Source organism: Arthrobacter sp. Soil_C_60 (genome assembly GCF_057656375.1).
Map to the genome: position 1 here is coordinate 201,353 of NZ_JBDGKM010000007.1, position 26,962 is coordinate 228,314.

The 26,962-nt window shown below is 63.5% G+C and carries 26 protein-coding genes; 5 read left to right on the forward strand and 21 right to left on the reverse strand.

The window, feature by feature from the left end; genetic code table 11:
- Positions 1-74: 74 nt before the first annotated feature.
- Both AC3A4M_RS15415 and AC3A4M_RS15420 read right to left on the reverse strand, forming a co-directional pair.
- Positions 75-1,457 (reverse strand): SLC13 family permease, encoded by a 1,383-nt coding sequence (locus AC3A4M_RS15415; protein WP_498736666.1) that lies wholly within the window; start codon positions 1,455-1,457, stop codon positions 75-77.
- Between the two features lie 39 nt (positions 1,458-1,496).
- Positions 1,497-2,777: a CaiB/BaiF CoA transferase family protein gene (locus tag AC3A4M_RS15420; RefSeq protein WP_498736668.1), complete on the reverse strand. Its 1,281-nt coding sequence runs from the start codon at positions 2,775-2,777 to the stop codon at positions 1,497-1,499.
- Positions 2,778-2,800: 23 nt separating this feature from the next.
- On the opposite strand from AC3A4M_RS15420, the gene AC3A4M_RS15425 reads away from it, so the two are divergent.
- Positions 2,801-3,691: a LysR family transcriptional regulator gene (locus AC3A4M_RS15425; protein ID WP_498736670.1), complete on the forward strand. Its 891-nt coding sequence runs from the start codon at positions 2,801-2,803 to the stop codon at positions 3,689-3,691.
- A 162-nt stretch (positions 3,692-3,853) separates the two neighbouring features.
- Here the strand turns inward: AC3A4M_RS15425 and ligK are convergent, their stop codons facing one another.
- The 8 genes from ligK to solA form a co-directional block, all read right to left on the reverse strand.
- Positions 3,854-4,537, reverse strand: a complete 684-nt coding sequence (gene ligK, locus AC3A4M_RS15430) for a 4-carboxy-4-hydroxy-2-oxoadipate aldolase/oxaloacetate decarboxylase (RefSeq protein WP_498736737.1) — start codon at positions 4,535-4,537, stop codon at positions 3,854-3,856.
- A 92-nt stretch (positions 4,538-4,629) separates the two neighbouring features.
- Entirely contained in the window at positions 4,630-5,679 is a 1,050-nt protein-coding gene (locus AC3A4M_RS15435) for an amidohydrolase family protein (RefSeq protein ID WP_498736672.1), read from the reverse strand.
- 191 nt (positions 5,680-5,870) lie between these two features.
- Entirely contained in the window at positions 5,871-6,929 is a 1,059-nt protein-coding gene (locus AC3A4M_RS15440; RefSeq protein WP_498736674.1) for an ABC transporter substrate-binding protein, read from the reverse strand.
- Between the two features lie 32 nt (positions 6,930-6,961).
- On the reverse strand, positions 6,962-7,852 hold the full coding sequence (locus AC3A4M_RS15445; protein WP_498736676.1) for an ABC transporter permease: 891 nt from the start codon (positions 7,850-7,852) through the stop codon (positions 6,962-6,964).
- Positions 7,849-8,616 carry an ABC transporter ATP-binding protein gene (locus tag AC3A4M_RS15450; protein ID WP_498736678.1) on the reverse strand — a complete coding sequence of 256 codons (768 nt, stop codon included), beginning with the start codon at positions 8,614-8,616 and terminating at the stop codon, positions 7,849-7,851. The genes AC3A4M_RS15445 and AC3A4M_RS15450 overlap by 4 nt, the downstream gene beginning before the upstream one ends.
- Positions 8,613-9,584, reverse strand: coding sequence for a DUF6282 family protein (locus AC3A4M_RS15455; protein ID WP_498736680.1), 972 nt, complete (start codon positions 9,582-9,584; stop codon positions 8,613-8,615). Before AC3A4M_RS15455 ends, AC3A4M_RS15450 begins: the two co-directional genes overlap by 4 nt.
- A gap of 188 nt (positions 9,585-9,772) precedes the next feature.
- Positions 9,773-10,432, reverse strand: coding sequence for a GntR family transcriptional regulator (locus AC3A4M_RS15460; RefSeq protein ID WP_498736738.1), 660 nt, complete (start codon positions 10,430-10,432; stop codon positions 9,773-9,775).
- A 387-nt stretch (positions 10,433-10,819) separates the two neighbouring features.
- Positions 10,820-12,016, reverse strand: coding sequence for an N-methyl-L-tryptophan oxidase (gene solA, locus AC3A4M_RS15465; RefSeq protein WP_498736682.1), 1,197 nt, complete (start codon positions 12,014-12,016; stop codon positions 10,820-10,822).
- Positions 12,017-12,252: 236 nt separating this feature from the next.
- On the opposite strand from solA, the gene AC3A4M_RS15470 reads away from it, so the two are divergent.
- Both AC3A4M_RS15470 and AC3A4M_RS15475 read left to right on the forward strand, forming a co-directional pair.
- Complete coding sequence (locus AC3A4M_RS15470) at positions 12,253-13,020, forward strand: YoaK family protein (RefSeq protein ID WP_498736684.1); 768 nt, start codon at positions 12,253-12,255, stop codon at positions 13,018-13,020.
- A 1,295-nt stretch (positions 13,021-14,315) separates the two neighbouring features.
- The gene (locus tag AC3A4M_RS15475) at positions 14,316-14,537 is read left to right on the forward strand and encodes a hypothetical protein (protein WP_498736686.1); all 222 of its coding nucleotides are present in this window, start codon (positions 14,316-14,318) and stop codon (positions 14,535-14,537) included.
- Positions 14,538-14,645: 108 nt separating this feature from the next.
- On the opposite strand, the gene AC3A4M_RS15480 is transcribed toward AC3A4M_RS15475, so the two are convergent.
- The 3 genes from AC3A4M_RS15480 to AC3A4M_RS15490 all read right to left on the reverse strand — a co-directional run bounded on the left by AC3A4M_RS15480 (position 14,646) and on the right by AC3A4M_RS15490 (position 17,196).
- The gene (locus tag AC3A4M_RS15480) at positions 14,646-14,849 is read right to left on the reverse strand and encodes a helix-turn-helix transcriptional regulator (RefSeq protein ID WP_498736687.1); all 204 of its coding nucleotides are present in this window, start codon (positions 14,847-14,849) and stop codon (positions 14,646-14,648) included.
- 1 nt (position 14,850) lies between these two features.
- On the reverse strand, positions 14,851-15,318 hold the full coding sequence (locus AC3A4M_RS15485) for a hypothetical protein (protein WP_498736689.1): 468 nt from the start codon (positions 15,316-15,318) through the stop codon (positions 14,851-14,853).
- 1,080 nt (positions 15,319-16,398) lie between these two features.
- Positions 16,399-17,196, reverse strand: a complete 798-nt coding sequence (locus tag AC3A4M_RS15490; RefSeq protein WP_498736739.1) for a hypothetical protein — start codon at positions 17,194-17,196, stop codon at positions 16,399-16,401.
- A 325-nt stretch (positions 17,197-17,521) separates the two neighbouring features.
- On the opposite strand from AC3A4M_RS15490, the gene AC3A4M_RS15495 reads away from it, so the two are divergent.
- Entirely contained in the window at positions 17,522-17,707 is a 186-nt protein-coding gene (locus AC3A4M_RS15495) for a hypothetical protein (RefSeq protein WP_498736690.1), read from the forward strand.
- Between the two features lie 462 nt (positions 17,708-18,169).
- Here the strand turns inward: AC3A4M_RS15495 and AC3A4M_RS15500 are convergent, their stop codons facing one another.
- The 8 genes from AC3A4M_RS15500 to AC3A4M_RS15535 form a co-directional block, all read right to left on the reverse strand.
- Entirely contained in the window at positions 18,170-18,307 is a 138-nt protein-coding gene (locus AC3A4M_RS15500; protein ID WP_498736692.1) for a hypothetical protein, read from the reverse strand.
- Positions 18,308-18,388: 81 nt separating this feature from the next.
- Positions 18,389-19,993, reverse strand: a complete 1,605-nt coding sequence (locus tag AC3A4M_RS15505; RefSeq protein WP_498736694.1) for a carbohydrate-binding domain-containing protein — start codon at positions 19,991-19,993, stop codon at positions 18,389-18,391.
- Positions 19,994-20,033: 40 nt separating this feature from the next.
- The gene (locus AC3A4M_RS15510) at positions 20,034-20,825 is read right to left on the reverse strand and encodes a polyphosphate polymerase domain-containing protein (protein ID WP_498736695.1); all 792 of its coding nucleotides are present in this window, start codon (positions 20,823-20,825) and stop codon (positions 20,034-20,036) included.
- Positions 20,822-21,457, reverse strand: a complete 636-nt coding sequence (locus tag AC3A4M_RS15515; RefSeq protein WP_498736696.1) for a DUF4956 domain-containing protein — start codon at positions 21,455-21,457, stop codon at positions 20,822-20,824. Before AC3A4M_RS15515 ends, AC3A4M_RS15510 begins: the two co-directional genes overlap by 4 nt.
- Positions 21,454-22,602 carry a GtrA family protein gene (locus AC3A4M_RS15520; RefSeq protein WP_498736698.1) on the reverse strand — a complete coding sequence of 383 codons (1,149 nt, stop codon included), beginning with the start codon at positions 22,600-22,602 and terminating at the stop codon, positions 21,454-21,456. The genes AC3A4M_RS15515 and AC3A4M_RS15520 overlap by 4 nt, the downstream gene beginning before the upstream one ends.
- The gene (locus AC3A4M_RS15525) at positions 22,599-23,609 is read right to left on the reverse strand and encodes a phosphodiester glycosidase family protein (RefSeq protein WP_498736699.1); all 1,011 of its coding nucleotides are present in this window, start codon (positions 23,607-23,609) and stop codon (positions 22,599-22,601) included. Before AC3A4M_RS15525 ends, AC3A4M_RS15520 begins: the two co-directional genes overlap by 4 nt.
- Before the next feature lie 22 nt (positions 23,610-23,631).
- Positions 23,632-25,203 (reverse strand): sensor histidine kinase, encoded by a 1,572-nt coding sequence (locus AC3A4M_RS15530; RefSeq protein WP_498736700.1) that lies wholly within the window; start codon positions 25,201-25,203, stop codon positions 23,632-23,634.
- Positions 25,200-25,949, reverse strand: a complete 750-nt coding sequence (locus AC3A4M_RS15535; protein ID WP_498736701.1) for a response regulator transcription factor — start codon at positions 25,947-25,949, stop codon at positions 25,200-25,202. The genes AC3A4M_RS15530 and AC3A4M_RS15535 overlap by 4 nt, the downstream gene beginning before the upstream one ends.
- A gap of 227 nt (positions 25,950-26,176) precedes the next feature.
- On the opposite strand from AC3A4M_RS15535, the gene AC3A4M_RS15540 reads away from it, so the two are divergent.
- Entirely contained in the window at positions 26,177-26,887 is a 711-nt protein-coding gene (locus AC3A4M_RS15540) for a hypothetical protein (RefSeq protein WP_498736703.1), read from the forward strand.
- Positions 26,888-26,962: the final 75 nt, after the last annotated feature.

Consider the following 26,962-nt stretch of genomic DNA (forward strand, 5'->3'; position numbering starts at 1 on the left):
GAAGGGGAGTGTGTCTGAACAGGGCCAACCCGCTGCTGCAGGGCTTGGCCCCTTGGGTTAGCTGGCCGTCTATCTCACCAGAGGCCAAAGATTGCCCACATGGCTGCCGGTGCCAGGACCACAGCGCCCAGTCCGTATCCCAGCATCCGCCTGAACAGCCCCTGGCGGTCTTCCGCGGCGGTGGCACCGATCACCAGTCCGCCTGCTGATCCCACCGGATTGTTATCGACAAGCACGGCCGAGAACAGCAACGCCATGACCGCGCCGAGGGGGTCCACACCGGCCGCGATGAGTGGTGGCAGCAACGGCAGCGTGGTGACAATCACCGCAATCGAATTTGCCAGGAACGAGGTAAGAGCGGCGATGTAGCACAGGACCAGGAGGGAGAGTGCCGGAGAGTCGTCAACGGAAAGGATCTCGCTCAGTCTTTCGAAGGCACCGAGTTCCTGCATCAGGCCCACGTAGGTGAGCAGACCGCCGATCAGGACGACAACGCCCCAGGGGACCTTTTCGATGATCTTGGTGGGCTCGAGTCGAAGAACGAGGATCAGGATGAAAGCGAGAACGAATGCTGTGTAACCCAGATCGAGGCGGAATCCGACGCCTGCTACGACAAGTACGGCAAAGGCGACGATGGAGAGGATCTTCGCGGATTTCGGGTGCTCTGTTCCCGACGTCGTTTCCTGGGCCTCGGAGGAGACCTGCGTTGCGATGCCGGCAGTTGGCGCCGCCGATGTCTGCGATCCCGTCGACTTGTTGAGAGGAGACAACGTGCCGGAGACGGGGCCTTGGGCAACAATGCCTGCAGCCGGACCCGGCAGCGTTGATCCTGGACTTGTCGTTTCCGTGGACAGCAGCTGCTTGCGGTAGACCACCATCAAGGCAACTGTTAGCAGCAGACCGATGGCGACGGATGCCAGGAAGATCACCAAGCTGCTGTGCGTTGGCAACGGAACGCCAAGGTCGGCTAGCTGCTTGTTCGCGGTCAGGCCGAACACCGCGACCGGTGAGAACAGGCCGCTGAGGACCCCGTTCATCACCACGAATGCCATGAGGAACGTAGGGATCCGGTGCTGCCGCGCCAGAGCCATTCCGATTGGCGCGACGATGGCACAGGCCGCTAATGGGAGGGTGCCGACGCCGGCAATCACGGCTCCCAGGACAAACGGCACAACGGGAATCAGTACTCGTCTGTTTCCCACGGCTCGGGTCGCACCCCTGAGGAACCAGTCCATTGCACCGGTCACCTGGAGTATTCCGAACAGGCACATCACTCCCACGATCAGGATGACGAAGTTCGAGGGGAAGTACGAGACGAGCTGGTCCGTTGATATGCCCGCGTATAACGCGACGATCAAGGATCCGGTAAAGGCGGCCAGGCCCATGTGCGCACGGGGCACCAGTGCCAGCAGGAACAAACCGACGAGAACAATGATGGACAGGTCAGCAGGGGTCATGGAAGTCTCCAGCAATAGGAAGGATCGAGGCGGGAGGCATCACTGGATCACTCCGCGATCCCGCAAGTGGGCGATCTGCTCGGGAGGGAGTCCGGCAAGCCTGCCGAGAATGTCGTTGGTTTGCTCGCCGACTTCCGGCGCCGGAGAGCGGTCAACATGGTCAAAGCCTGAGTACCGGCCGGCAGGGGCGACGAGGAGAGTTTCCCGTCCATGTCTATCCCTGGCATTGAGTACTGAACCGCGGGCTACGATGTGCTGATCGTGCACGATGTCTTCGGCTGTGTTGACCGGCCCGGCTGCGAGTCCGGCCCCGTGCAGGAGCACGAGGAGCTCGTCGAGGTCGTGGCTGGCGGCGAATTCCGACACGGCCTCGTTAACCTCGCTTCGTCTTGCCAGACGGTGCTCCATCGTCGTCAACTGGGAAAGCTCAGAGTTGTCGAGGAGCTTGACGAGTCGTTGCCACATCTGGTCGGTGGAGACCGGTAGAACCACCCACCGGTCGTCCCGGGTTCTGAAGAGGCCGTTCGGCACGATCGAGGGATTGTCATTGCCGATTCTGCCCGGGGACTCGCCTGTGGCCTGATAGGCAGGGATCGAATCCTCCATCATTCTGAGCATCGGCTCGTACAGTCCGAGGTCCACCAGCTGCGGTTGGCCGGTCAGGTCCCGTTGGCGCAGCGCGGTCATGACTGCAAAAGCTCCGTAGATACCTCCGACTCCATCCGCTATCGGATAGCCGGAGAACATGGGTGAGCCATCCGGATGGCCGGTCCGATGCGTCAGGCCCGCGAAGGCCTCCACGACCCGGGCGAAACCGGGCAGATCTGAGTAGGGGCCTGTGCGTCCGAACGCGGTGAGGTGCAGCATCACCACGTCCTTTCGCAGCCGTGTCAGATCGTCGAACTCTAACCCGAAACGAGCGAGGGTCGGGAGGCGGAAGTTGGTGATGATGATCTCGCACTCCTTGACCAGCGAATGCAGCAGATCAATCCCTGCGCTGGTATGGAGATCGATGGCAACACTGCGTTTTCCCAGTCCATGTTGTTCCCAGGTCGCTGCTGTGCCATCAACGAGAGGTGGATATTGGCGTGCGGGATCACCGCGGCCGGGTTGCTCGACCTTGATGACGTCCGCTCCGAGCTCGCCGAGCAGTGCGGCAGTCAGAGGAGCCGCTAACACGGTTGAAACATCCAGCACACGGATGCCTGTAAGTGGTGGAGGAGTCGGTTTCTCCATGGCTGCCTCGATTCGACGTCTAACAGTGATGCAAACCACTCTGGCAGCTAAAGGTGTTCGTCGGAAGAAGGGATTATTGAACACGGGTGACTGCATATAGTGAACACATGCGGGTTGAGCGAGTGATTTACTTTGTGGAAGCGGCGCGTTCGGGATCGATGCGTGCCGCCGCCGAGCACCTCGGTGTGGCCCAGTCTGTGATGAGCGGTCAAATCACGGCGTTGGAGGAGGAACTCAACATAGTCCTCCTAAACAGAGGGCGCCACGGAGTCTCGATCACCGACGCGGGAAAAAGGATCTTCGAGGATGCGCTGGGACTGATAGCTGCCCAACGCACCCTTGTTGAGACCGCCCTTGGATTGACCGACGACCTGTCAGGTGTCGTCAACATCGGCGCGAACCCAGCCTTGGCCGCCTCCATCGTCACTCCGGTCATCGCCGAACTGCGGAAGATCCACATGGGCATCCAGCCTGTGCTTCTCGAGGCGGCGTCCCCCGAACTTCTGGAGCATGTTGAGCGCGGATCCCTGGACTTCGCACTGCTGACGGGCCCCGCTTCCCTCTCACAGGGCTTGGCACCGCAATCAACTCTGGCTTCAACTGTGATGTCGGCTTATGTGATGCCAGGGCACTCGCTCTACACCCGCGACCGGATTACCTGGGACGAACTCGGCGAGTTCCCCCTGGTGGCCATGCGCCCGGACACAACGGTCGGCGCCGGTCTCATCAGGCACCTCCCAAAGGCGAAAATCGTTGCACAGGTCTCCAGCATCAGGCACGTGATCTTCATGGTGGAAAGTGACATGGGGATTGGAGTTGCGGCGCCTCAGCCGAGGTCTTTCGGCAGTCCTTTGGGCCGGTGGGTACCAATCCACCCGCACGAACGCATTAACATCGATCTTGTGCGCTCAGGAAGCAAACCTGTAACACGATCGGTTCGACTCGTGCGTGACGCCGTGCAGGCCAGAGCGAAGCAATTCGACGTCGTGGACTCCTAAAAGCGCTTCGGCCCCCGAATGATCCTCCCATCCGATAACGGCGCTTCTGTCACGCTGTGTGTGCGGGAAGAACTGCAGCCGGTGTTTCTATCGCAGGATAGAAATGGCCCCTGCGCGTCCCGATTGATATGACTTTAGGTTCGGTCCCGGTCGGGCTTCTTGTTAGTCGATGTAGCGCAGGCCGGCGGCTGCCAGGGGTTCCCGCATTGAGTAGATATCGAGACCGAGCTCGCCTGCGGCGAAGCGCTGGCGCTTGGACTCTTCTCTGTCTTCGCGCTGACGGGCCGCTTCGGCAACTTGGGCGGCCCGGGCGGCGGGGACGACGACAACGCCATCGATGTCGGCGATGACCACGTCGCCGGGGTTGACCAGGGCGTTGGCGCACACGACAGGGACGTTGACCGAGCCGAGGGTGGCTTTGATGGTGCCCTTGGAGTTGATCGCACGGCTGAAGACGGGGAAGTCCATTTCCTGCAGCGCTCCGACGTCGCGGCAGCCGCCGTCGATCACGAGTCCGGCCGCGCCGCGGGCGCGCACGGAGGTGGCCAGCAGTTCGCCGAAGAAGCCGTCCTCGCTCTCGGTCGTGCACGCGGCCACGAGGACGTCGCCGGGCTGTACCTGTTCGGCGGCAACGTGGAGCATCCAGTTGTCGCCGGGCTGCAGCAGCACGGTCACCGCCGTGCCGCACATTTTGGCGGACGGGTAAACCGGCCGGATGTAGGGGCGCATCAGGCCCAGTCGGCCCATGGCCTCGTGGATGGTGCTGACCCCGAACGGCGCCAGTGCCTCGACGTCGGCACGTGCCGCTCGGGCGATGGTGCGGTGGACAACTCCGAGCTCCTGCATGGCGGGCCGGCTCCTCTGATGGTCGATGGTTTGGTCGATGCCTGCGGGTTCTGGCGTCACTGGGCGCTCCTCGGGTGGGCTTGCCTGGGCGGTCATGGTGCGGTCTTCGCGCGGGACCGGCGATCCTGCGCGGTGAGCAGGGCGTCGAGGCGTGGATAGACGGTGCGGGCGTTATGCTCCTGGACGGCGGACAGGTCGGCCGCCGACAGCCCGGCCGCTTCGGTGTAACGGCGGGTGTCGTCGAAGTGGTGACCGCTGCACGGGTCGATATCGCGGACAGCGCCGATCATCTCGGAGGCGAAGAGGATGTTTTGGCTCGGGACGACTTTGAGCAGCAGGTCGATACCGGGCTGGTGGTAGACGCAGGTGTCGAAAAAGACGTTGCCCAGTACGTGTTCCTCCAGCGGCGGCTTGCCCAGCGCCATGGCCAGGCCGCGGAAGCGGCCCCAGTGGTAGGGCACCGCGCCGCCGCCGTGCGGGATGATTAGGCGCAACGTCGGGAAGTCGGCGAACAGGTCGCCCTGCACCAGTTGCATGAACGCGGTGGTGTCGGCGTTGAGGTAGTGGGCGCCGGTCGTGTGGAAGGCCGGATTGATGCTGGTGCTGACATGGACCATCGCCGGGATGTCGTACTCGACCATCTTCTCGTAGATGGGGTACCACGAACGGTCCGTCAGCGGTGGAGCGCTCCAGTGCCCGCCCGAGGGGTCTGGGTTGAGGTTCAGGGCGACGGCTCCGTACTCCTCGACGCACCGCGTGAGCTCCGGCAGGCAGGTGGCCGGGTCCGCGCCGGGGGACTGAGGCAGCATCGCTGCGGGCACGAAACGCTCCGGGTAGAGTGCGCTGACCCGGTAGCAGAGCTCGTTGCAGATCGCCGCCCACTGCGAGGATGTCTCGAAATCCCCGACGTGGTGGGCCATGAAGGACGCACGGGGCGAGAAGACCGTCATGTCGATCCCGCGCTCATCCATCAGCCGCAGCTGGTTGCCCTCGATGCTTTCCCGCAACTCGTCATCGCTGATCTGCAGGTCTGTGGGGCTGGCAGCCACCGACGGGTCCTCAAGGCCGGCGATCTGCTGGTCGCGCCACGCCCCCAGTGCCGGGGGTGCGGTGGTGTAGTGGCCGTGACAGTCGATGATCATCGGTGGTCCTCCTCGAAAAAAGTGCTGCACTAGGAAAATGCGGCGTGAACGGTGCCGGCCGGGGGCGGCCTCAGGGACCGGACCATGACCTCGCCAGCCGTGGAAGAGTCACCTCCATCCGCAGTAGCGAGGACGGATGGCGGTGCGCGGGGCCGGCGGGGCCGGTGGTGTTATCCGGGATGAAGTTACAGTTACCCGGCGGCGCTTTCGAGCACGAAGGTGTCGTACTCCGGTGCGTCCTCGACCAGCCCGCTCTCCAAGTGGAAGGTGCGGGCGGTCTCGTAGGCCTCTTGGTTGATCGCCGAGGACTCCGCCAGCTCCTGCGGAAGGATCTCCATCAGCGCATCCAGGGTGGGAGCTGAGGTTTGCTGCAGGTATTCCTCGAGCAGGCTCCGGGCCGCTTCCCTGTCGTCGCGGACGAAGGCGAGGGCCTTGTCGATGGCCCGGTTGAAGCCGGCCACCTGCTCCGCCTTCTGTCCGATCAGGGCCTCTGAGCTGAACACCACGCCGTGCAGCGCCCCGGCCAGCTGCGGGACGTCACCGCGCTGCGGAGAGATCAGGATCGAGCCGTCGCCGGCGGTCTCCACCATCTGGCCGATGGGTTGGAAGAACGACAGGGCGTCGACCCGGCCGGCAGTCAGCGCTCCGACTGCCGCCGATGCGGCGGCGCCGAGGTTGACCAGCGTGGCGTCCCGTTGCGCGTCTTTGCCCACCAGTTGGAAGAGGTACGTCAGCACCGCTTCGGTTCCGGAGCCGGGTCCGGTGATGCCGATATTCTTGCCGACGAGGGCATTGATCTTCTCTTCCAGAGAAGATTCTGCGTCTGCTCCGGTGAATCCTGAGCCCACCACGACGTCGACGTAGTACTCAGATACCAGGGACGAGACGAGGCGGGCGTTGTCGTCGATGGATGCCAGGTTAAAGGCGTCGGTGATGACGCCGGCACCGAGGTCAATGCTGCCGGACCTCAGGGCGGCCGCCAGCTTGGCGCCGGTGCCCAGACGCGGACGGTCGCCCAGGGTGACGTTCTCCTCCGTGAAGAATCCCTGTTGCTCCGCCACGAAGAGCGGGAAGAAGGCCACGGAATCGCTGATCTGGCCGATGTTCAGGGCCGCTGTGGAATTTCCGCCTTCCCCGCCGCCGGTGACGGCCGGATTGCACGCGGTCAAGACGCCAAGGGCGGAGACGGCTCCGACGGAGGCCAGGAAGTGCCGTCGGCTGAGTCCGCGGGTGGTGGGGGTCAGGGTCATGTTTTCATCCACTTTCTGTCAGGACCGGCACGCTAGTGCTGGTCCGCGGGCTTCCATTTGTTGACGCGGCGCCCCAAGGTAGTGACGCCGAGGTTGAGGATGGCCGCGACGATGGTGAGCACCACGATGGTCGCGAAGACGCCGGCGGTGTCGAACTGTGCAGCCGCTGCGTTGATGAGGTAGCCCAGTCCCTGGTTGGAGGCGACGAGCTCGCCGATGACCGCACCGATCAGCGCGTAGGGGATGGCCACTTTCAGGCCGGTGAGCAACCCTGTCATCGAAGCGGGCAGCACGACTTTGCGCACGATGTCCCAGCGTGTGCCGCCCATGAGCCGAACAGCGTCGATGAGGCCCTTGTCCACCTCGCGGACGCCGGCCGCAGTGTTGAGGAAGACGAGGAAGAAAACGCTGACCGCGGCGAGGAGCACCTTCATCTCGATACCGATGCCGAACCACACGATGAACAGCGGAGCCAGCGCCACCTTGGGGATCGAGTACAGGGCCAGCATGAAGGGGTCCAGTACCTGATAGAGCAGGTTGATGGAGGCCAGGATGTATCCGACGACGGCGCCGACCAGCGCGCCGATGAAGAAGCCCAGGAGAATCTCCTGGAGTGTGATCCAGGTGTGAATGGCCAGGGTGCCGTCTTGGATCCATTCGACGAGGCGCTCGGCGATGTCGGTGGGCTTGCTGATGAATGTGCCGTCGATCAGCGTCCCGGAAGCAAGCTCCCAGACGATGAGAAACGTTCCGAGCAACAGGGCGCGCAGCGCCCAGACCACGACTTCGCGGCGGTTCCTGTCCCACCATGTGCGTTGCACGGTCTCCCGGATGGGCCCGCCGGCGGAGGCCTGGCGCGGCGCGTCGGGCTCGATCTCGGTGGCGACCTCGGTGGCTTCCGGTGCCTTCTTGCTGATGATCATGCCGTGGCTCCTTCCTTCAGGGCAGTTGCAAGCTCCTTGTGGAGCCGGACGAATTCCGGGTGCACGCGGGTCTCGTCGAGGGACCGCGGACGCTCGATGTTGATTTGTTCATCGCGCAGGAACCGGCCCAGCGGACCCAGCACCACGACGCGGTCGGCGAGAATAAGCGCCTCTTCAATGTCGTGGGTCACGAAGACGACCGTGAACCTCTCCGCCTGCCACAGCTCCAGCAGCTCCTCCTGCAGCTCGCTGCGCAATTGCGCGTCAAGAGCCCCGAAAGGCTCGTCCATGAGCACTGTGCCCGCCCCGCCTGCGAGCATGCGCGCTAGGCTGGCCCGGCGTCGCATGCCGCCGGACAGCTCGGCCGGATAGGTGTGCTCGAACCCGGACAGCCCTACCTTGCCGATCAGCTCCATCGCGCGGCGCTTCCGCTCCTGCTGGGGCACGCCCTGCAGTTCCATCGGCATTTCGACGTTGCGCAGCACCTCGCGCCACGGCATCAGCGTGTCGGACTGGGTGAGGTAACCGATGTCGACGGTCGGCCCCGTATGCGGGACCCCCTGGTACTCCACGGTGCCGGAACTTGGTTTCGTCAACCCGGAGAGCAGGTTCAGCATGGTCGACTTCCCGCAGCCGCTGCGGCCCAGGATCGTGACGAAGCTGCCCTCCTCGATCGAGAGGTTGAAGTCCCGCAAGGCTATCGTTGCGGTGTCCTCGCGAAGGAATCTTTTGGTTAGCCCTTTGACCTCCAGCACTGCGCTCATACCGTTGCCCCCTTTTTGGCGTGGTGATGCGACGGGGCATCGTCAAGCGGTTCGGCGCCGGCGAGCCAGCGGCTGTTGTGCACCGTCATGATCCGCACCTCTTCTTCGGTAAATCCGCGCTCAAGCAACAGGTCCGCGGCGATCGCGAGCCCGTCCTCGACCGGCGGATTGAACGGCTGACCCAGGTCGCTGCTGACGACGGAGTTCTCCGGGCCGGCATCACGGATGTGGTCAAACCAAACGTCCCAGGAAACTTTGCCGGTCAGCGGAGTCGTCAGGCAGCGCTCCAGCAAAGCACCCCGGTCGGCAAGTTCGCGCTGTCGATCCAGGACCATGCGCTGCGACGTGAATTCGGGGTGGGTAATCACTATCCGCTTGACGCCGGCATCCACAGCCACCGGGACGATCTGCCCGGACTCGTTCGAGTGCAGGTGACCGGTGGCCAGCGTCATGTCATGTTTCGCGATCACCTCGAGCACCTGGCGGGCGGCGAGGACCGGTTCCCCGTCCTCGCCGAAGAGGTTTACAGACGGTGCTTCCATGCCCGCCGCCTTCAGGTCCTCCTGCAGCTGCGCCCACATGGGAGGCTTGGCGCCCTCGGGTTCCTCCGCGAGGCACGAGCGCTGATTGGAGCTGTCCACCGTGGGCAGCCACACGAACTGGGCTCCGCCGCGGGCGGCGATTTCGACAGCAACCGGGTTCAATCCGCCCACCGAGGCGTTCAGCGTGATGGCGCCCAGGGCATCCACCCCGGGCTGGATCTTCCGCACCTGCTCTGCACGCTCGGCGGTCGGAGTGTAGTGGGACTTGATGACGAACCCGGCCAGACCCAGCTGTGCGTAACGGGCCGCCAGACCAATGTCATCAATGCGCCGCTTCATCACATCCGGTGCGATGTGGACGTGGACGTCGTACGAGTTCCGCACAAGTTCCCGTGCGCGTTCGGTGGGCTGAGGATGATGTGACATGGGCCTCCTTCGAAAGTTTGTTAGCACTATTGTTAGCAATCGTGGCAACATGTGTCAAGAGTCACGCCGTTCCGGGGCAGTACCGGTTTCCACAGGAGAAGCACATCACGATAAAAAGAAGAGCCCCGGCTCATCACTTGCCGGGGCTCTATATCCGTTGCGGGTCGGTCACAAGGAGGCGCGGCTTATCATGCGCCCGCGGCACGGATCGCGTCAGCGACGCTTTCCAGGTGCAGCCTCATGGCTTCTGATGCCGCATCCGGGTCGTGCCTGCACACCGCATCGATAATCGCAAGGTGTTGCGGGAGGGAGACGCTGGGGCGGCCCGGCTGCCTGGCCAGACGGAACTGGAAACGCACAGCCTGCCCCCGCAACCGGTCGATCGTGGCCGCCGCCGTGTGCTGGGCACTGATTTCAATGATCTTGGCATGAAGCCGCTGGTTGCACTCCGAATACGTCTCCCGGTCCCCTCGCGTAACGGCGTCCTCCATGCGGTGAGCGAGCCCGCGTAGCTCGTCCGCGTCCGGATCGGAAATACGCTCCGCCGCCTTCCGCGCACATAGTGCTTCCAATGCCCCGCGGACCTCAGTGATCTCCACGGCTTCCTCGACCGAAACCGCTCTGACCCGTGCACCCCGGTTCTGGATCTTCTCCACGAGACCCTCGACGATCAGCTCCGAAAGAGCCACGCGCACATTACCCCGGCTGGAACCATACTCAGCCGCAAGATCAGCCTCCACCAACCGCTGCTTGGGCACAAACTCTCCACGGACAATGGCCTCCCGCAGCACCCCGGCAAGCTCACTGGCCGGAAGAGCCCTGCTCCCCACTCCGTCAATGGCTGTCATCCCGTTCGCCTCCACAACTAGTACGGCCACTTAGGGTATTGTAAACAATATCGTTTACAATACTCAACCGTTCCTCTGCAGAAGAAAGTTTCCAATCAAACCCTCGCTCGAAAGGCGACGGTCCTGCCCCGGAAAAGCTGGCTTCAAAACCGCCTCGCAGCCACGGTTCAAAGAACAACCGCCGATAACGGCGCATACGTCAACGGCTAGAGAAAGAGGTCGAGCCCAGCGGTCTCTCTCGAAGTCAGGACCCGATTGTTGGGTCGTGACAAAAAACCGAGCTGGCCCGGACCTTGATGTCACCGGAGCGCGGCGGTGCACTCGGTGGAGCCAGCAACGATTCCTCTAGTTCCACGCTGGCTAGATCATGAGCACGCTAGCGAGTGGTTAGAGCAGATCCTGGTGTTTTTCAGCAAATCGGAAAACAGGTTTGAAGGCGGGATCCGTGATTGCCGGGCGAAGAAGCGAGAACGGCTCGATCGGAAGGGCAGTGCTTCCGTCAGTGACCAGCTCGGCAAGGATCTTGCCGGCGAGGCTTGCGAATTTTCCGGCATGACCTGCTCCATTGAATACAGCGACGTGCGGACTTCCGGGAAGGGTGTCCATGACAAAATCCCTATCCGGTGCCATGTCATACACGCAGGTCTTATTGGCATACACAGGACCAACAGCACCCGGCAGGTACCGTTCAAGGAAGCTGCGAAGGACGACCGCCTCCGCATCGTCTCCTTCATAGACGCGTTCGTCACTGCTGATGAATCGGCCACGTAGATCACGGGCTAGTTTGATGGCAGGCTCTCCGTAGACGGGGAAACCATAGAAGGTCTGCTCCCCATGGAAAATCCAAATGGGGAACTTCTCAGGCGTGTACTCGGGAAGGTTCCGGGACGTGAAATAGCTAACCTGCTCCTGCGACAGGGTAAGCCGGTAGTTGAGGCCGAGATCAGGCATGAGCTCACTAAGCCAGGATGCAGCCGCAACGACCAGGTTGTCCGCATGGAACTGCCCTGCCGAAGTCCGCACGGTAACGCTTGCGGCGTGCACATCAATGCCGGTGACCTTAGTATGGGGACGGAATTCAGCTCCGTTGGCCATGGCCAGGGACGTATGGGCCGCCACCGTCTTTCGGATATCAACCAGACCACCGGCTTCCTGATACATGCCGGTGACGTCGTCGTCCACGCGCCACTGAGGATACCGGGCGCGAATTTCAGCGGCCGTGAGATCTTCGTAAGGAATACCTTCAGCAGCCAGTGCACTGCGGTATGTATCAAGTTCTGCCCGGCTTTCGTCCGACGATGTGGCCATGTCGAGGCCGCCGGTCTTGGTGTACAGCTTCAAGCCGGAGCGTTCCTCGATCTCCGACCAGGTTTCAAACATCGCGCCCGTCAGCCTGGTGTAGTCCGTGCTGTGGTAGGCATGGCGGATGATCCGGGAAACATCGCCGGAAGAATTAAGCGTGTTGACAAGATCGAACTGTTCTATGACCAGAACGCGGGTTCCGGGCCGTCGAGACAGCCAATAGGCAGCTGCGGAGCCGATCGCTCCGGCACCTACCACAATATGGGTGTACCCCTGGGGCATGGCCCCTCCTCTCATTGCCTTTCCATCATGCCTGAATCTTGATCCCATTTTCTGGCCTACCGCGACGACCCCGTCCTTGAAAATTGGCTCACTCCCATTGAGCTCCATTATGTGGTCAGGGCTGTGACTGGCGATCAGGAAACGGGCGGTTATTTGCAGCTCGTTTAGCCTGAAGTTACGAGGAATCTTTACGCGGATATAATCTTGCCGTTACCCGGTGTCACTACTGTGGCTGCATGTTGCCCCGGATATTCCGCTACGCCCAGTTGCTCTCCGGCCCACGGCGCACACCGCTGTTCGATCGGCATCTGGCCTACCTCCTGGTCGTGATCGCAGGCGCCCTGAATTCAGTCGGCTTCGTCGCAGTCGGACTGTACACCTCCCATATGACCGGCATGACTGCATCGTCGGCCGATCATGTCATGGCTGCCGACTGGGGAATGGTTGGCGCGGGCCTACTGAGCATTTTTTCGTTCGTGCTCGGGGCTATGACCTGCACCGTCGTCTTCATCTGGGGCCGACGACGACGGCTTTCCAGCCGCTATGCAAATGTCTTGGTGATCGAGGGACTGTTGATGTTACTCATCGGGCTGCTCGCCGGCATGGTGGAGGGCCCCTGGTACGAAGAAGTGCTCGTGGCGCCGCTGTGCTTCACTATGGGGTTGCAGAATGCTCTCATCACCAGGATTCGAGACTTCCCCGTGCGCACCACGCATGTCACGGGTATGGTCACGGATATTGCCGCGGAGCTGGGTCGATTGGTCTATCGCACTGGCAATGCACCCCGCGTAGCTGCCGATAGCGAAAAGCTTGGTGTACTCAGTGCCCTGGTCGGGCTCTTCTTTGTGGGCGGGATCGTGGGAACAGTCGGCTACTGGTGGCTCGGATTTGGCGTGCTGATCTTCGGTTCCTGCCTCATTCTGTTGGTTTCCCTGCCGCCAGTGGTTCGCGATTTCCTAGGCCGCGGTACTCGACCCGCCCTGAGGGCCAGGGTATCGGTGTGAGCCAGCAACGGACCGCCTTCAAACGAACGATAACGGAGCATATGACGCGGTTCGTCGGCTGTTGTGACCCTCTGCGGCCCAGTAATGGTCTGAAGGTGTCAGAACTTCGGACGCACGATGGTGCTGTATGAGGGCGAGACAAGTTGCAAAGCAGCAAAGCCGTTCCTACTTTCGACCCTAGGAAATCTCAGTGGGGATTGCCAAAGACAATCGTTGATTGATTTCTGGTTGTCATGCCGGAACCTACGGTGGCTTTGAGATGTCCATGATTGGGGTCAATTCGGGTTATCCACGGCTGAAGATTTGGGAGCCGTTGGGGTAGCTCCCCGGCAGCCGTAGCGGTGGATAACCTATGAGGATTGTCCCCGGTTGTGGGCAGCGGAACTTTGCTGCCCACAATGCTTTGTGAGGTACGCGTTCGGCGCTTGGGAGAAGTGTTCGGGAAGGTGTGTTTCGACCTAACCGTGCATGGTTTGGCAGCGTCCTTCACCGTTGAACTGGGCGAGGGCATTACCGTACGGCGTCACGGGAGAAGCCGTGGCGGACGGGTAAGCGATGCCCAAGGCCGGTTGGAGCAACGATGGAATCTGACTCCTCTACTCAAAATGAGTAAAGGAGTCAGTGCCTTTGGATTACTGTTTCCTGCCACTTACGAAGATTCTGTTTGCAGTCTAAGACGTCATTCTCCTGTCAGGACTTCGTATAGTTCGTACCCTGTCTGTATCGGCTGAAAGAGCCATAACCCGGCTTTGTCGCCGCAAGACGGTAGCCTCGTAACGGCCAACGGTCAGACCCACCGCCCTGACTGTTGTCCAGAGCTGGCGGCTTGACGTGCCGACCAGGCTGTGAACACAGCCAGGACCGGCCCGATAACAGGGACCAAGAGGGACACAGCCAGTAAAAAAGTCCTGGCACCCGGACGCATGCGTTTCGTACTGGCCAGCATCACCAGCGATGCCAACACATGGACCACCCCTGCGGCAGCAAGGAGCGCCACCATGGCCTCACCAACCAGCGCTTCCAACGCTCCCCCTTCGCCGCCGTCCATCATTACTGTTTGCATGCTGATCCCTTCTCCGCCGCGGCTGTCCCGGCAGCATCCTGCAGCCCTACCGGTACCAGAGGCACGCTTTAGCACCGCAGTACGTTTCTAGCTTCCGGGTGGTGACTGGGATAAATCTAATTGATAGAGTAATTGTGATCCGGGGGGATCAGTGGAGGCGCGCCCGCCCGGATCCCAGCACACCGGCCCGCGGCCGGAGAAGCCCCGCCATAGCCGATGCGACCAGGACAAGATGACCATTTCCCGGATAGTTCACGATTGGAACCAAACTGCACTGATCGGTGCGACGGTGAATCTCCGCGGCCGGGACGGTCAGGTCAGGGAGGCCGGACGGATAGAAGACGTCCATGGGAACTCCCGCGTATCCGTCCGGTTCAAGAAGGAAGCCACTGCCCTGCGCTACAGCAAAAAGGACTGGGAGATGACCTTGAGCCTGGGACATCAGGAACCATAGGCCTGGCCTGGCAGACGTTCACTGATGCCGGAGACTTTCGTCTTCGAGGGCAGCGGTAACTGAGGATGAGTGGCCGAGGCAGCGGGTCATCTGACTGTTCAGTCGTCGTCAGGACGTTTGGTCGTCAGGGAAAAAGAGCTCCTCGATCGTGCTGCCGAAGATCGCTGCCAGCCGGAAGGCCAGCGGCAGCGACGGGTCAAATTTCCCGCGTTCGATGGAAATGATGGTTTGACGCGATACGCCTAGTTCGTCGGCGAGCCGTTGTTGGGACCACTGGAGCCGTTGACGGGATTCGTTGACGAGGTTCCTCACCTCAGCCCTTTTGTCGAAGGATCAGGTACCGGATGCCGAAGGAGGCGAAGCACAACGCGATGACTGCTGGAAGGACGAGCTTCAGGTCTGCAGGGAAGTCGCGGGGTATGAACGCAAGAATAGTCGCGCCCACTCCGAGCGCGAGGATGAGATCTGTGAAGGAACCTGCAGCCGCGCGGTCATACCATCCGGATTCGACGGAATCCTCCGGTCGTTCAGCCGCTCCGTCGAGCGTGTTCCGATCAACAATAAGGACGTACACAAGGGCGATTGCCGGCATGGTGAGGCAGAGGGCGAATACCAAGCCACCGAGTACGGGGTTCGATTCAGTGATACCAACGAGAACGGACAGTCCGCCCAGCGCTGCACCGAGGATCAAGCCGCAAGGAATGGCGATAGCCATAGCCGGCGTGCGCCCGGTTCCGAACTTTGTGCGTCCCCATTTAGTGCGCGCCCGTTGGATCGTCATGTCTGGCTCCCCCTATGCGTGTACAGTCCACTTTACATGTAAAGTTTCTTTTACTCCCCGGGCCGTGTCAAATCAGCTGCGGTGCTTTATAAACGCGCTGCGACGGGGCTACAACCGCACCCATAGGCGCGGGTCCCTCCACAGCGGCCGCCTACCTCCTCACCGGGCGTCCTGCATCATGCCAACACTCATAACCTTTGTCGTCCTCATCGTCAAAAAGGAGACGCCCCACGATCGAAGGATGCCAATACAGCCGGAATCGCCTAACGACGACCCAACATTCGAAAGCAACCGAATGGAACCAAAAAGGCCTGTGGCCCCGTTCCCGACGTCTGGGCCAACCAGCATCGACGGCGGAAATGCCGATAACGGCGCATATGACGCGTTTGGAAGCCGCATTCCTGGCAAAGGTGCGGCTCCCTCGGATCCCCAACATCATCGAGGGAGCACACCCTTTGAGACGCCCCGCGAACATTTAGCCAACCTCCCCAAGAGTTCTTCTAAATGCGGTATCCCGGTAGAGCATCTGGGGTCAAACGTAGCACCGCATCCAGGGGAATAGACAGGGTAATTGATGGCAGAAACCTGCCAATGTACCGGCGCAAACACAACTCTCTTTAGCGTCCAGCGCAACTGGCTGGTAGCGCGGTGCACCACGTGATCCGGCCTGAACATGACTTGGGCCTGGTCCGCGGGGCCATGCTGAACACGTCGAATTCGAAGACAACTTCGTCATGATCCGCACCACCCGGCCGCCGTGGCACAGGACCGCCCGCTGGACGTACTGCAGCTTCGCTCCAAATACATCACCGTGGTCGCCGTAAAACGCAGAGGCGGGCAAGGGGAACACACCACCCCGCAGACCGTGCTCTACATGACCAAATCATCGTCCAGGGAACAAAGGACAAAGCCGAGGCCTTCAGCGCCCTCGTCTGAGTGCCAGTGCCCACACATCCTCGCGGGCTCAAGCCCAGGGCATGACCGTTCGGAGCGCGTACGGCGCCCGCCCATCGCAACAGGCCATGCTCCACGGCCTGCACGACGACCGCGCGATACCGGCTCTTCAGCTTGGCAGGGGTTTCAGAGTTGCCAGTCGTTTGGGAGTTCACCGCCGCCGAGCAGACCGTCGAAGAGTCCTCGGGCTTGATCGGTGAGGCCTTCTCCGGCGGCTGTGACACCGTCGCTCAGTCCCTCGGTGGCACCGGTGATCCCCTCGTCGAGTCCTTCAGTTGCGCCGGTGATCCCCTCTTCGAGTCCGGAGAAACCGTCCAGCAAGGGACCGGCGATGGCGGAGGCGGCGAAACCGCCGGCGACTCCTGCCAGCAGCCCGAGGCCCAGGCCACCTGCCGCTCCTGCGGCCAGTCCTGCGCCTGTACGGCGTCCGGGGCCGCTCTTGGTGCCGGAACCAAGGATCTTCTCCATGAACCCGGGCCTCGACATTTCGGCCCGTGTCGCTGATCTGGCCAAGTCGTTGGGAGCGTCGGAACGGGGACGTTCGGATGAGGGCAGCTGGGTGTTCAACTCCTCTTGCAGCATCCTGCGCTGCTGCGGGCTCAGCCGGGCGAAGGCCTCGGCATGCGCCCTTTCCATGTCTTCCGGCGGTGCCGTGCGCAGCATGTACTTGTACTTGGCGATCGCCTCTTGGTCCGCGTTGGTGCCTTGGCCGGTGCCCTGCATCGGCCTGCCCGCGCCTGGTTGCTGGTTGTTCTGCGGGCCGCCGGCGGAAGGATACGGCTGAGCGTACCGGTTGTCCTGCCGGTACCCGGCATCGCTGCGGTAGCCGTCGTCGCTGCGCTGCTTACTGTCACGCCCGGACAGTTGTTCCTTGGCATAGTCAACGGCCATTTTCTTGCCCTTTTGGACCAGCTTGTCGAACATTCCCACGTCGCGCTCCTTGTTACTCGGGCTGGCCGGCGGAATCACCGCAGCCTACCTCTACAACTGGCCCAGATGCAGGGAAGTTCCGCCCCGCTCCCCTGCCATCAAGGAAAAGAAGGACGCTGCACCGCGCCGGGCCTACTGATTCGTCTGCCGCCCAACACCCCGGTTGGAGTGAAAATACGTAAGGGAGTATTCCGAAGCGCTGCACCCGTCAACACGTCAGGCACCGATGCCTCGCCGGATGCAGCGGCCAGCCGGAAATGGCGGGCGGCAGAGACTTACCCGGCTCACTGCTACCCACCTTACGAAAGCAGGAACACCCGTGACTGTTCCCTCCATGACGTCCGAAACCGAACCGGTCGAACGTACTCCCACTCCTGCCCGCCTTGATGGCCTCGACCTTCGTCCTGGCGACCAGATCGAAGCCACCGGGCCCGACGATGTCCGCTACCGCGGCCGGGTGGAAGAGACCGCCCCGGAAATAGGGGTCCAGGCCTGCACCCAATAACCGCGGCCACCCCGTCCTCCCACGCGGCAACCCTCCACCCCACCGGCCACAACCCGGACCTTCACCTCAAGACGGTCACGCCCCGGACTCAACCGCCGATAACGGCGCATATGACAGCAGGACCAAGGGGCGAGGTCGCCTACCGGGCGGCGTAGGCCCGGAGGAACTGGTGGACCTCAGTTTCGTCGCAGCCGGGGAAGGCACTGGGCGGGAGGGTAGCGAGGAGGTGGGTGTTGGCGCAGCCAGCGGGCCAGACGTGGCCGCCGCACTGGGCGGCCAGGTCGGCGGACGGGCCGCGGCAGCATGATACGTACGGCCAGAGCGCGACTTGGACCGTTCTGGGTGTCCCTGCCAGGGAACCATTTGACGTCTCTGTAGGGTACTCCGATGCTCAGCGAGTACTCGCCTGAGGAACGCCGCCCGGTGGTGGCGGTGCACCAAACGCGCTGGCGGCGCTGTCATCTACTGGTTGAAGGTATGGAACTTGTCCGACACGTCGGAGACCGAGTGGCTGGCCCAGAACCGGCACTCGGGCTGGCCGTCGATGGCGCACGTGGTCCGCCCGGAAAGTTCACGTCGTTGTTCTCTTATATGCCTCATGGATATTCCCGCTGGCCTCTGCCGTCCCCAGAGGCCGCCGCCGTCCTCTGGGGACGGCGGCGGCTGCTGCGGGCGCGAGTATTAGAAGCCGGGACCGAAGTGCTGCTGCGAGTACTCTCCGGCGACGACCGTACCGGCTTCTTCTGCCCCGTCGAGGCTTCCCTCGGTGCCGCCGGTGTGGACGGTGTAGGTTTCGCCGGCCGTAATTTCCGCCGTGGAGTAGACGAGCGATGCGGTGTCTTTGGCCGGGGTGAAGGAGGCGACGATGTTGCCGTCGGCGTCGGCTATCTGGATGAGCGTTCCAGCCGGAACGGCGGATCCGAAGGTTACTTGTATCCCCGACTGCGTCGAGGATTCCGCCGGCGTTCCCGCCATCCCTGCACTTCCTGCGGCCGCGAGCGTTCCGCCGTCGACGGTCAAATCGCCGTTCACATCCAGCGCGCCGTTGCCGTCGCTAGTGGGGCCGTTGACCACCACGGTGCCGCCGGTGATGCTGGCGTTCCCGTTGGAGTCCAGGCCGTCACCTTCGGAGTTGATCGTGAGCTCTCCGCCTGTCACGCTGACGGTGTAGTCGCCGACTTCCATCGAACCGCCACCGCCCGGGCCGCCCATTCCGCCGCCGGCTCCGCCCTGTGTTGCGGCCGTGGACGTGGTGCCGCCCGCGGCATTTACGCCGTCGTTACTGGCGGTGACGTCCACAGTGCCGCCGTTGATCGCGATGTGCTGCGCTTCGACTGCCTCCACCGAGTCGATGACGTTCACTGTTCCCGCGTTGACGGTGAGCAGTGTGGCCGCCTTGAGGCCGTCATCGCCGGAGGACGCGGTCAGCTCCCCGCCGTAGACGGTGAACCAGCCGCGGCCCTCGTCCTCCTCGTTGGTTGCCTTCACGCCGTCCCCGCCGGCCCTGACGTTGTAGCGGCCGCCAAGCAGGGCCAGATAGTCCTTGCCCACGATGCCGTCATCGGCTGCGTTTACCGTGACGTCGCCTGCGGCCAGGACCAGGCCGTCTTTGGAGACGATGCCGTTGTTTGAGTTGCCGTTGACCGTCAGCGCTCCGGTGCCGGCGATAGTCAGGTCCGCCATGGAGTACAGGGGTGCGTTCGGGGCGTCGGTGCCGGTGTCTGAGTAGGTCCCGGCGTCGGTGAGGCTGTTGGTGCTGCCGTCCGCTAGGAAGACCAAGGCTTCGTTGGCGGAATTGACCACGAACGGTGAACCGGTGCTGCTGGTTAGCTCCACGTCGTCGAGGATGACGCGGACCACGTCTTCCTCTCCCGCGGTGATGACGATCTGCCCGTCGGACAGGCTGCCGGAAAGCCGGTAGGTGCCCGCCGCGGTGATGGTGACGGTGTCGCCGTCGATTGTGACACCGTCACTGTCTGCGCTGCTCGCCGCGTCAGCGAGCGTGACACCCACTTCGTCTGCCGAGTCCCAGGTGAGGTCGTCGGCATCGTAGTGGGTGTCCTCGGTGATGGCGTCCGCGCTGGCGTCCGTGGCGGAGTTCTGCGAGGTCCCAGCAGCGGTAGCGGCTGTGGCCGACCCGGCGGTGTTGATGCTTGAGGAGCCCGTGGTGGATGCAGCCGCGCTGCATCCTGCCAACGACACGGCAAGGGCGAGTGCTCCCACCGAGGTCTTCAGGGCAGCGGCGCGGCCGGTGATCCGGCGGACGGAGGAGTTCTGATTGGGCATGGGAGTTCCTTTGAACGTCTTGGGTGAAGGTGTGGGTGGGTCAGCTGGCGCGGCTCAGGGACCGCAGGGTCAGGCTGTTGGCAAGGGTGCGGTGCCAGCGGTTCGCCGGCAGCCCGGGGTTCAGGGCGGCCAATCCGGTGGCGAACTTCGAGATCCTGCTGGGCCGGATCCCGTGCGCCCACAAGTGGCGGTCGAGCCCGCTGACGGCGGATCCGGATTTCGTTTCGAGGATCACCGCCCGGTGGAGGACCTTCGCCGGACCGTCAGGCTGGCGGAAGGCAACCCCGACGTCGATGGTGGCCCGGCTGCCGGAGGTCGGCAGGTACAGGGTGAAGCGGTCATAGCCCGTCTCGAGGACCGGGGAAAGGGCGTCCGACGGCGTGGTCCCCACCGCCGCCTGCAGGGTTTCGTTGATGTAGGCCAGGCCTTCGGTATTGATGCGGTGGCTGTCGCCGAGCCCGTAGGGAATGCGTTCCTTGACGGTAGCGGCCTGGGCCCCCTCAGTTTTAACTTCCAGGAAGCTGAGGGCGCTGTCCACATACGTGCGGGTCCGGATCTTGTAGCGTCGCCGGCGTCCGTGGGCCGCCAGCAGGTAGCTCTCCAGATGCGGGGTATCGAAGTAGACGGAGTCGTAGGCGAAGGACCTCTTGCCCTGCATTTCGAGCACGCGGACCTCCGTGTGGAAGCTGCCCAGGACCAGCGCCGCCTCGTCTTCGCCGACCACGTATTTCCGGTCGACCCTGGTCTGCAAGGCAGCTGCGGCGTTGAGCTCCTCCAGTCCCACCGACGGGCGGCCGTAAAGATCGTCCGCCAGCCGGGCCGCGGCGTTCACGGAACCCTCACTGCGGCCGGATCGGTCACGCGCAGCGGCTGGGGAGCTTCGAACGGCAACTGCCGGGCGAACCTGGCCTGTCCGGGCTGCGGGGCGGCCTCGTAACGCACCTCGACGATGGTCTTGTCATTCACGAGGTCCAGTTCGGACACGGTGGCGGAATGGATCCGCGCGCCGAGCACCAGGGCGAGCCGTTCCCGCAGGAGCGCTTCGTCGCTGATCGCCTGGTCCAGCACCACGATCTGGTGGCGGTACCCGGGCAGCACCCGGGAGTGGTCGCCGACGAACATGACGACGAGGATCAGGGCCATGAGGACCAGCGGGAGCCAGAGCGGGTCGCTGCCCACGCCGGCGATCAGCCCGAGGGCCAGGGCGGAAAAGTAATAGGCCACCTCATGCTGCGCCAGTTCCGAGGACCGGAGGCGGATGATGGACAAAACACCGAACAGGCCCAGGCCGAGGCCGAGGGCGGCCGAGGAACCGGACAAGGCAGTAGCGACGGCGAGCACGCCGACGTTCATGCCGAGGTAGGAAACCGCGAGGTCGCGGCGGCGGTGCCGGCGCAGGTAGAGGGCGAAGGTCAGCAGGGTAATCGCGGCCAGGTCCGCTGCGATCAGGATGAGGATGTTCATGCGATGTTCTCCAGATGATGGTGTGGTGTTCGTTTTCTACGATCCGGGACGTTGCTATGCCGTTCCTGTGTCGAACCCAAACCGGGCATATGAGCTTCAGCCGACAGGAACCGCCGCTGGAGGGTGAAGCTCGCGCCGAAGAGCAGCGCTTCGGTCAGCACCTTCGCGGGAACCTCCGGCAGGCCTGTGGTGGTCAGCAGGAAGAGCAGCGCGTAATTGCAGCCCATCAGCGCGGCGACGAGGCCGAAATACCGCAGGCCGGCTGCGGCGAGCCGCGTATGCCGGCCGCCGGGGAACACCAGGCTGCGGTTGACCAGGAAATTGGCCGTTGAGCTGATGATGCGTGCGCCGACCACGGCCGCCAGCAGCGAATCCAGGACGAAGCCGAGGACGATGAACGCGGCGAGGTCGATGCCGAAAGCGGCGAAGGACGACAGCGCGAACTTCAGCAGGGGGAGGTAGATCCGGGCGGAGTCGGCCAGCGGACGGAAGTGCGAGGACTGGTTCCCGGACAGGTAGACCGTGGCGATCCCGATGGTGTCGATCCGGTGTCCGGCCTCACCGGCGCGGAGCAGCAGGTTGAGCTCGTACTCGTAGCGGTCCCCGCGCACACTCTGCAGCCACGGCAGCATCGCCGCCGGATAGCCGCGCAGTCCGGTCTGGGTATCGTGCAGCGCCGTGCCGGATGCCAGCCGGAACAGCGCCCGGGTCACGGTGTTGCCGATCCGGCTCAGGGCCGGAACGGCGCCATCGAAACGCCGCTCCCCCAACACCATAATGTAACCTCCCGGCACTTCCCCGGTACCGCCGTCGTCGTTGCTGATGTCTCTGACCCGGGCCGCTACGCGAAGGATGTCCGGAACCGTGTGCTGGCCGTCGCTGTCCGCGCAGACAACGCCTACGCCCGGATAGTGCCGGGCCAGGTAGTTGAAACCGGTCTTGAGCGCCTGGCCCTTGCCCCGGTTGCGCGGGTAGCCGATGACGGTGGCGCCGGCCGACCGTGCGGCGGCGAACACCGGGCCGAAGTCCGGTCCGCTGCCGTCGTCGACCACCAGGACGGTGAGCCGCGGATCGGCGCCGCGCAGGCCTTCGACGAGGGTGATGAGCTTCAAGTCCGGCTCGAAGGCGGGAATCAGGATGATCATCGCTGCTGCCCGATGTAGAGAATATCGGAAGTGCCGCGTTCCTCGCCCTTGCCCAGCGGGTTGTTCACCAGTTCGCCGTTGAAGTACATGCTCGAGGAGCCGCCGCCATCGATGTTGTACGCGGTGACCGCGCCCAACTCCTGCATGATGCCGGCCAGTCCGGTCATCGTGACGCCGGCGCTGTAACCGGCGGCGCGGCCGTCAACGACGACGAACACCAGGTGGTTCTCCTCGATCACGCCGACGGCGGTGCGCGGCTGTTCGCCCTGGACGGAGTGGTTGCCGAAGTTGGTGTCCACCTCGACGTCCTCGATGCCGTCGATGATCTCGCCGTTTTCCAGCAGCGCCGGCCCGAACGAGAGGGTGTTCCACACGCCGTCGTCCACCAGCCGCCGGGCGGTCGTGGTGGTCTCGTCATAAACCGCGACGGTGCCGTCCTTGTAGAAGGCGAGACCCTGGCGGGCGCCCTCGTCCCGGTAGACGACACCGTTGCGGATCACGATTCCGGTGTCCCGGAAGCCGTAGTAGTCGCCGTTGATGGCAAAGACCGCGTTGTTGTCTTCGGCGACGTCCGATGTCGTTTCCGTGATGTTTTCGCCGAAGCTGTCCTGGGCGAAGGCGGATCGGAGAGTGGTGGCGTCGGAGACAACCACGTCCGCCACGTAGTAGGTGACCTGCTCGTCTCCGGAGCCGGTCACCACAGTGGAGATGTCGATGCTGTCGCCGCCGGACTGGTAGGAAGTGTCCGTAAGTATTTCTTCTGTGCCGGCGGGTTCGGTTATGCCGGGCTCGTCGGCGGTGGAGTCCGTGGTGGCCGAGCCGGCGGATGTCATGGCCGTGGTCCGGCTTGCCTCATAGTCGGAGACGTTCGAGATCTCGACCTTTTCGACCACGAACCGGTCGACGGCCCAGACGGCGGCGCCGCCTGCCGCGAGGGCCAGGGCCAGGGTGGAGGCGAGGACCGTTTTGCGGATGCGCCCCAGGGGACGGGTGCTGTTTGGTGTCATACCTCCGTTTTACGGAGGTACCCTATGCCCGGAATTGACCGTTCTTGTGCCGCTCCTGTGAAACGTTCCCTTGGTCGGGGACGCCCGTCGGGAGAACCACGGTGAAGCGGGTGCAGCCGGGCCGGCTGTCAACGCTGATCGTCCCGCCGTTCGCCGCCAGCAGGGCCTGGACAATGGCCAGCCCCAACCCCGAACTGCCGGTTTTTCCGGTGCCGGTGGTGCCGCCGGCAGAGCCGGTGCGGGCCGAGTCTCCCCTGCTGAACCGGGAGAAGACAGTGTCGACGAAAGCCGGGTCGATGCCGGGGCCGTTGTCAGTTACCGTCATCCGGGCCTTGCCGTCGGCTACCCGAAGCGCGGTCACCACCCTGGTCCCCGGGGGTGCGTGCTTGTGCGCGTTGGAGAGCAAATTGATCAGCACTTGCCGCAGCTCGTCTTCCACAGCGGGAACGACCACGGGCTCCTCCGGCAGCTCCAGTTTCCACTCGTAGTTCGGGGCGGACACCTGGGCGTCGCTGGTTGCCTCGATGATCAGTTCTGTGAGCTCCACTTCGGACGGCTCCCCGCGTTGACCCTCGTCCAGCCGGGCGAGCAGCAGGAGGTCTTCTACGAGTGCGGACATGCGTTTGGACTCGCTGTCCACGCGTTCCAGCGCGGCCCGCTCGGAAGGGCTGACCTGTGCGCTGCCCAGGACGAGCTCAGTGTAGCCGCGGATGGCCGTCAGCGGGGTGCGCAGTTCGTGGCTGGCATCGGCAACGAACTGCCGGACCTTCGTTTCGCTCGCATGCCGGGCGCGGAGGGCGTTCGTGACATGGTCAATCATTTTGTTGAGCGCCAGGCCGACCGTCCCCACTTCAGATCCCGGGTGTGACACGGCCGGCGGAACCCGCACGGGAATTTCCACTTCGCCCGACTCGAGCGGCAGCTGCGAGACGGAGTTCGCAACGGCGGCGAGCTCTTCCAGCGGACGCAGGGAGCGGCGGATGATCAGGGTACCGACAAGCCCGGTGGCCAACAGGCCGGCCAAGGACAGGCCCGCCATCGTGATATCGAGCGAGGCCAGGGCGCGGTCCCTCTCGGCCGTTGACAGGCCGGTGACCAGGACGGTGCCGTCGGGTGCCACCTGCATGGGCAGTACTGCCGCGTCCACGCGGTAGCGTCCGGTGGAGAGGACCAGGTCCATGGGTCCCTTGGCCGGATCGACGCCCGCCAGCACCGCCAGGTCCGCCTCGGACAGCGGCTGGGTGCCGCCATCGTCCTGCACCAGGGCCGAATTCTGCACGGCTCCATCCCTGAGCAGCGCGTTAAGGGTGCCCGGACGCTGCCCGGCTGCGTTTTCCGGGTTGACGCCCCCGGGGGGCGGCTGGTCGTCTCCCGGCCGCGGCCCGCCCGGGAAGCCGGCGCGCCCCGCCGCGTGGGTCAGTCCGTCGTCGATCTCGCCCGTGAGGTAGCTGCTCATTGACAGATGGCTGAAGACGCCGATCGCTACGCAGATGGCCGTCAGCAGGGCCAGCGTGGCGAGAATCAGCCTGGTGCGAAGGTGGCGGTCGCCCCCGGGCGCCCGCTGTGGGGACTTCGAGGTATTACGGGCGCTCACGAAGCGGCGGGTTTCAGGACATAGCCGACGCCCCGGACGGTGTGGATCATGGGCGCGCGGCCGGCGTCGATCTTCTTGCGCAGGTAGGAGATATAGAGTTCGACGACGTTGGCCTGGCCGCCGAAGTCATACCGCCAGACGTTGTCCAGGATCTGGGACTTGCTCAACACATGCCTGGGATTCTCCATCAGGTAACGCAGCAGTTCCCACTGTCGGGAGGTGAGCGGGATGTCCTCGCCGCCGCGGCTGACCTCGCGGGTGTCAAGGTTCAGCACCAGATCGCCCACCACCAACTCCGCCGAATCGGAGGCCGCCACGCCCGACCGCCGGACCAGGCGATGCAGCCGCAGGACGAGTTCCTCCATGCTGAAAGGCTTGGTCACGTAGTCATCTCCACCCGCTGACAGTCCCGAAATCCGGTCCCGCACCGCGTCCTTAGCCGTCAGGAACAACGCCGGCACCTCGGGCGCAAAGGCACGGATCTTTTCGAGCGCTTCCAAGCCGTCAAGGCCGGGCATCATCACATCAAGGACCAGAACGTCGGGGCGGAACTCGCGGGCGGCGCTGACCGCCGCCTGCCCGTCTCCCACGGTGACGACGTCCCAGCCGATCATGCCAAGTGCCATGCTGACCAGTTCAGCCAGGCTTGCCTCGTCGTCGACAACCAGCGCACGGATCGGGCTGCCGTCCGGGTGCGCGAGACGCGGCAGCTCGCGGGTCGTGGACTGGTGCGGGAAATCGGGCATGTAGATGACCTTCAGATCGGGTAGCGGTCCGACGGCATTCCTGCGGATTGCGCGCCTTGCCGCACGACAAAAGCATCGGCAGCGTCGGACGCCTGCCGCTGGGTTAACCCTAATTCTGTCCCGCGCACATTATCCGTACCTGTCTTGAACCTGTGACGAAACTGTGTGCCACCCGCTATCTTTTCCTTCCGATAACGGCGCATACGACAAGCCGCTAAATTTGATCCTTGGGAGCTCGCTTTAATTGCAGGCCCGGAATGGTGGCGCAGCAGGGCGACACCGACATGGTGCCGTTTCTGCCAGTCCTGCCGCTCGAGGAGAAAGGCGCCGCGATCATGTCAGATACCGTCGGCCCGCGGCTGATAGCCGCAGCACGTGAAGCAGCCGGAGTGGGCCCGTGCCCGCTCCTACGGGACGTCGAAGAACTGCTCCGCGGCCAGTTTGTCGCCGAGCCGCTGCCGGTCGGAAGCATCCCTGACCAGGACTATGCAAGCGACGAGCATGTAAACGAGAAGCTCGTCGCCGCCCTGTACACGATCACGGATGCGGCCGTCATGCGCAGCATTTCTTTGCCCCTGGAACTGGAAATGTTCGTGCTCGATGAGGACGATGAAGAGGAGTATTCCTATCCCATTGAGTCAGGTCTGGAGTTCTGCAGCCAGTTGAATGAGGAACACGGCACCCTCCAACGGGTGTCTGTGATGCTGGAGCACAGGGCGGGTAACCCCGGCCGTGTGGGCAATTTCCGTATCTACGGGGCCGGGCAGCTGCTGAGGGAAGTCCTGCGGGCCGCCGCGGGAGTTTTGGGGCGGGACACCGGGGTACCGACCGGAGCGTCGTACTCCCAGTACATTGAACAGTCCGCCAGTCCAACCGCGCGGACGAGCCGCTCGACGTCTGCCCGGCTGCCGGAGCGCAGCCCGACGTTTTCAACGTAGATCTGTTCGCCGTCGTCGGTTTCGATGGCGTTTTTGGCTTCCGGCTCGGTCAGGGTCGGGCTTCAAAGGATCTGG

Coding starts and splice junctions, on each gene's coding strand:
- AC3A4M_RS15490 (WP_498736739.1), bottom strand. CDS start 17,196: ATGTTCGACAAGCTGGTCCAAAAGGGCAAGAAAATGGCCGTTGACTAT.
- AC3A4M_RS15450 (WP_498736678.1), bottom strand. CDS start 8,616: ATGAGCGCAGTGCTGGAGGTCAAAGGGCTAACCAAAAGATTCCTTCGC.
- AC3A4M_RS15485 (WP_498736689.1), bottom strand. CDS start 15,318: ATGACGATCCAACGGGCGCGCACTAAATGGGGACGCACAAAGTTCGGA.
- AC3A4M_RS15535 (WP_498736701.1), bottom strand. CDS start 25,949: ATGCCCGATTTCCCGCACCAGTCCACGACCCGCGAGCTGCCGCGTCTC.
- AC3A4M_RS15525 (WP_498736699.1), bottom strand. CDS start 23,609: ATGACACCAAACAGCACCCGTCCCCTGGGGCGCATCCGCAAAACGGTC.
- ligK (WP_498736737.1), bottom strand. CDS start 4,537: ATGCAGGAGCTCGGAGTTGTCCACCGCACCATCGCCCGAGCGGCACGT.
- solA (WP_498736682.1), bottom strand. CDS start 12,016: ATGCCCCAGGGGTACACCCATATTGTGGTAGGTGCCGGAGCGATCGGC.
- AC3A4M_RS15520 (WP_498736698.1), bottom strand. CDS start 22,602: ATGATCATCCTGATTCCCGCCTTCGAGCCGGACTTGAAGCTCATCACC.
- AC3A4M_RS15445 (WP_498736676.1), bottom strand. CDS start 7,852: ATGATCATCAGCAAGAAGGCACCGGAAGCCACCGAGGTCGCCACCGAG.
- AC3A4M_RS15470 (WP_498736684.1), top strand. CDS start 12,253: ATGTTGCCCCGGATATTCCGCTACGCCCAGTTGCTCTCCGGCCCACGG.
- AC3A4M_RS15455 (WP_498736680.1), bottom strand. CDS start 9,584: ATGTCACATCATCCTCAGCCCACCGAACGCGCACGGGAACTTGTGCGG.
- AC3A4M_RS15505 (WP_498736694.1), bottom strand. CDS start 19,993: ATGCCCAATCAGAACTCCTCCGTCCGCCGGATCACCGGCCGCGCCGCT.
- AC3A4M_RS15425 (WP_498736670.1), top strand. CDS start 2,801: ATGCGGGTTGAGCGAGTGATTTACTTTGTGGAAGCGGCGCGTTCGGGA.
- AC3A4M_RS15435 (WP_498736672.1), bottom strand. CDS start 5,679: ATGATCATCGACTGTCACGGCCACTACACCACCGCACCCCCGGCACTG.
- AC3A4M_RS15440 (WP_498736674.1), bottom strand. CDS start 6,929: ATGACCCTGACCCCCACCACCCGCGGACTCAGCCGACGGCACTTCCTG.
- AC3A4M_RS15415 (WP_498736666.1), bottom strand. CDS start 1,457: ATGACCCCTGCTGACCTGTCCATCATTGTTCTCGTCGGTTTGTTCCTG.
- AC3A4M_RS15515 (WP_498736696.1), bottom strand. CDS start 21,457: ATGAACATCCTCATCCTGATCGCAGCGGACCTGGCCGCGATTACCCTG.
- AC3A4M_RS15500 (WP_498736692.1), bottom strand. CDS start 18,307: ATGAGGCATATAAGAGAACAACGACGTGAACTTTCCGGGCGGACCACG.
- AC3A4M_RS15460 (WP_498736738.1), bottom strand. CDS start 10,432: ATGACAGCCATTGACGGAGTGGGGAGCAGGGCTCTTCCGGCCAGTGAG.
- AC3A4M_RS15475 (WP_498736686.1), top strand. CDS start 14,316: ATGACCATTTCCCGGATAGTTCACGATTGGAACCAAACTGCACTGATC.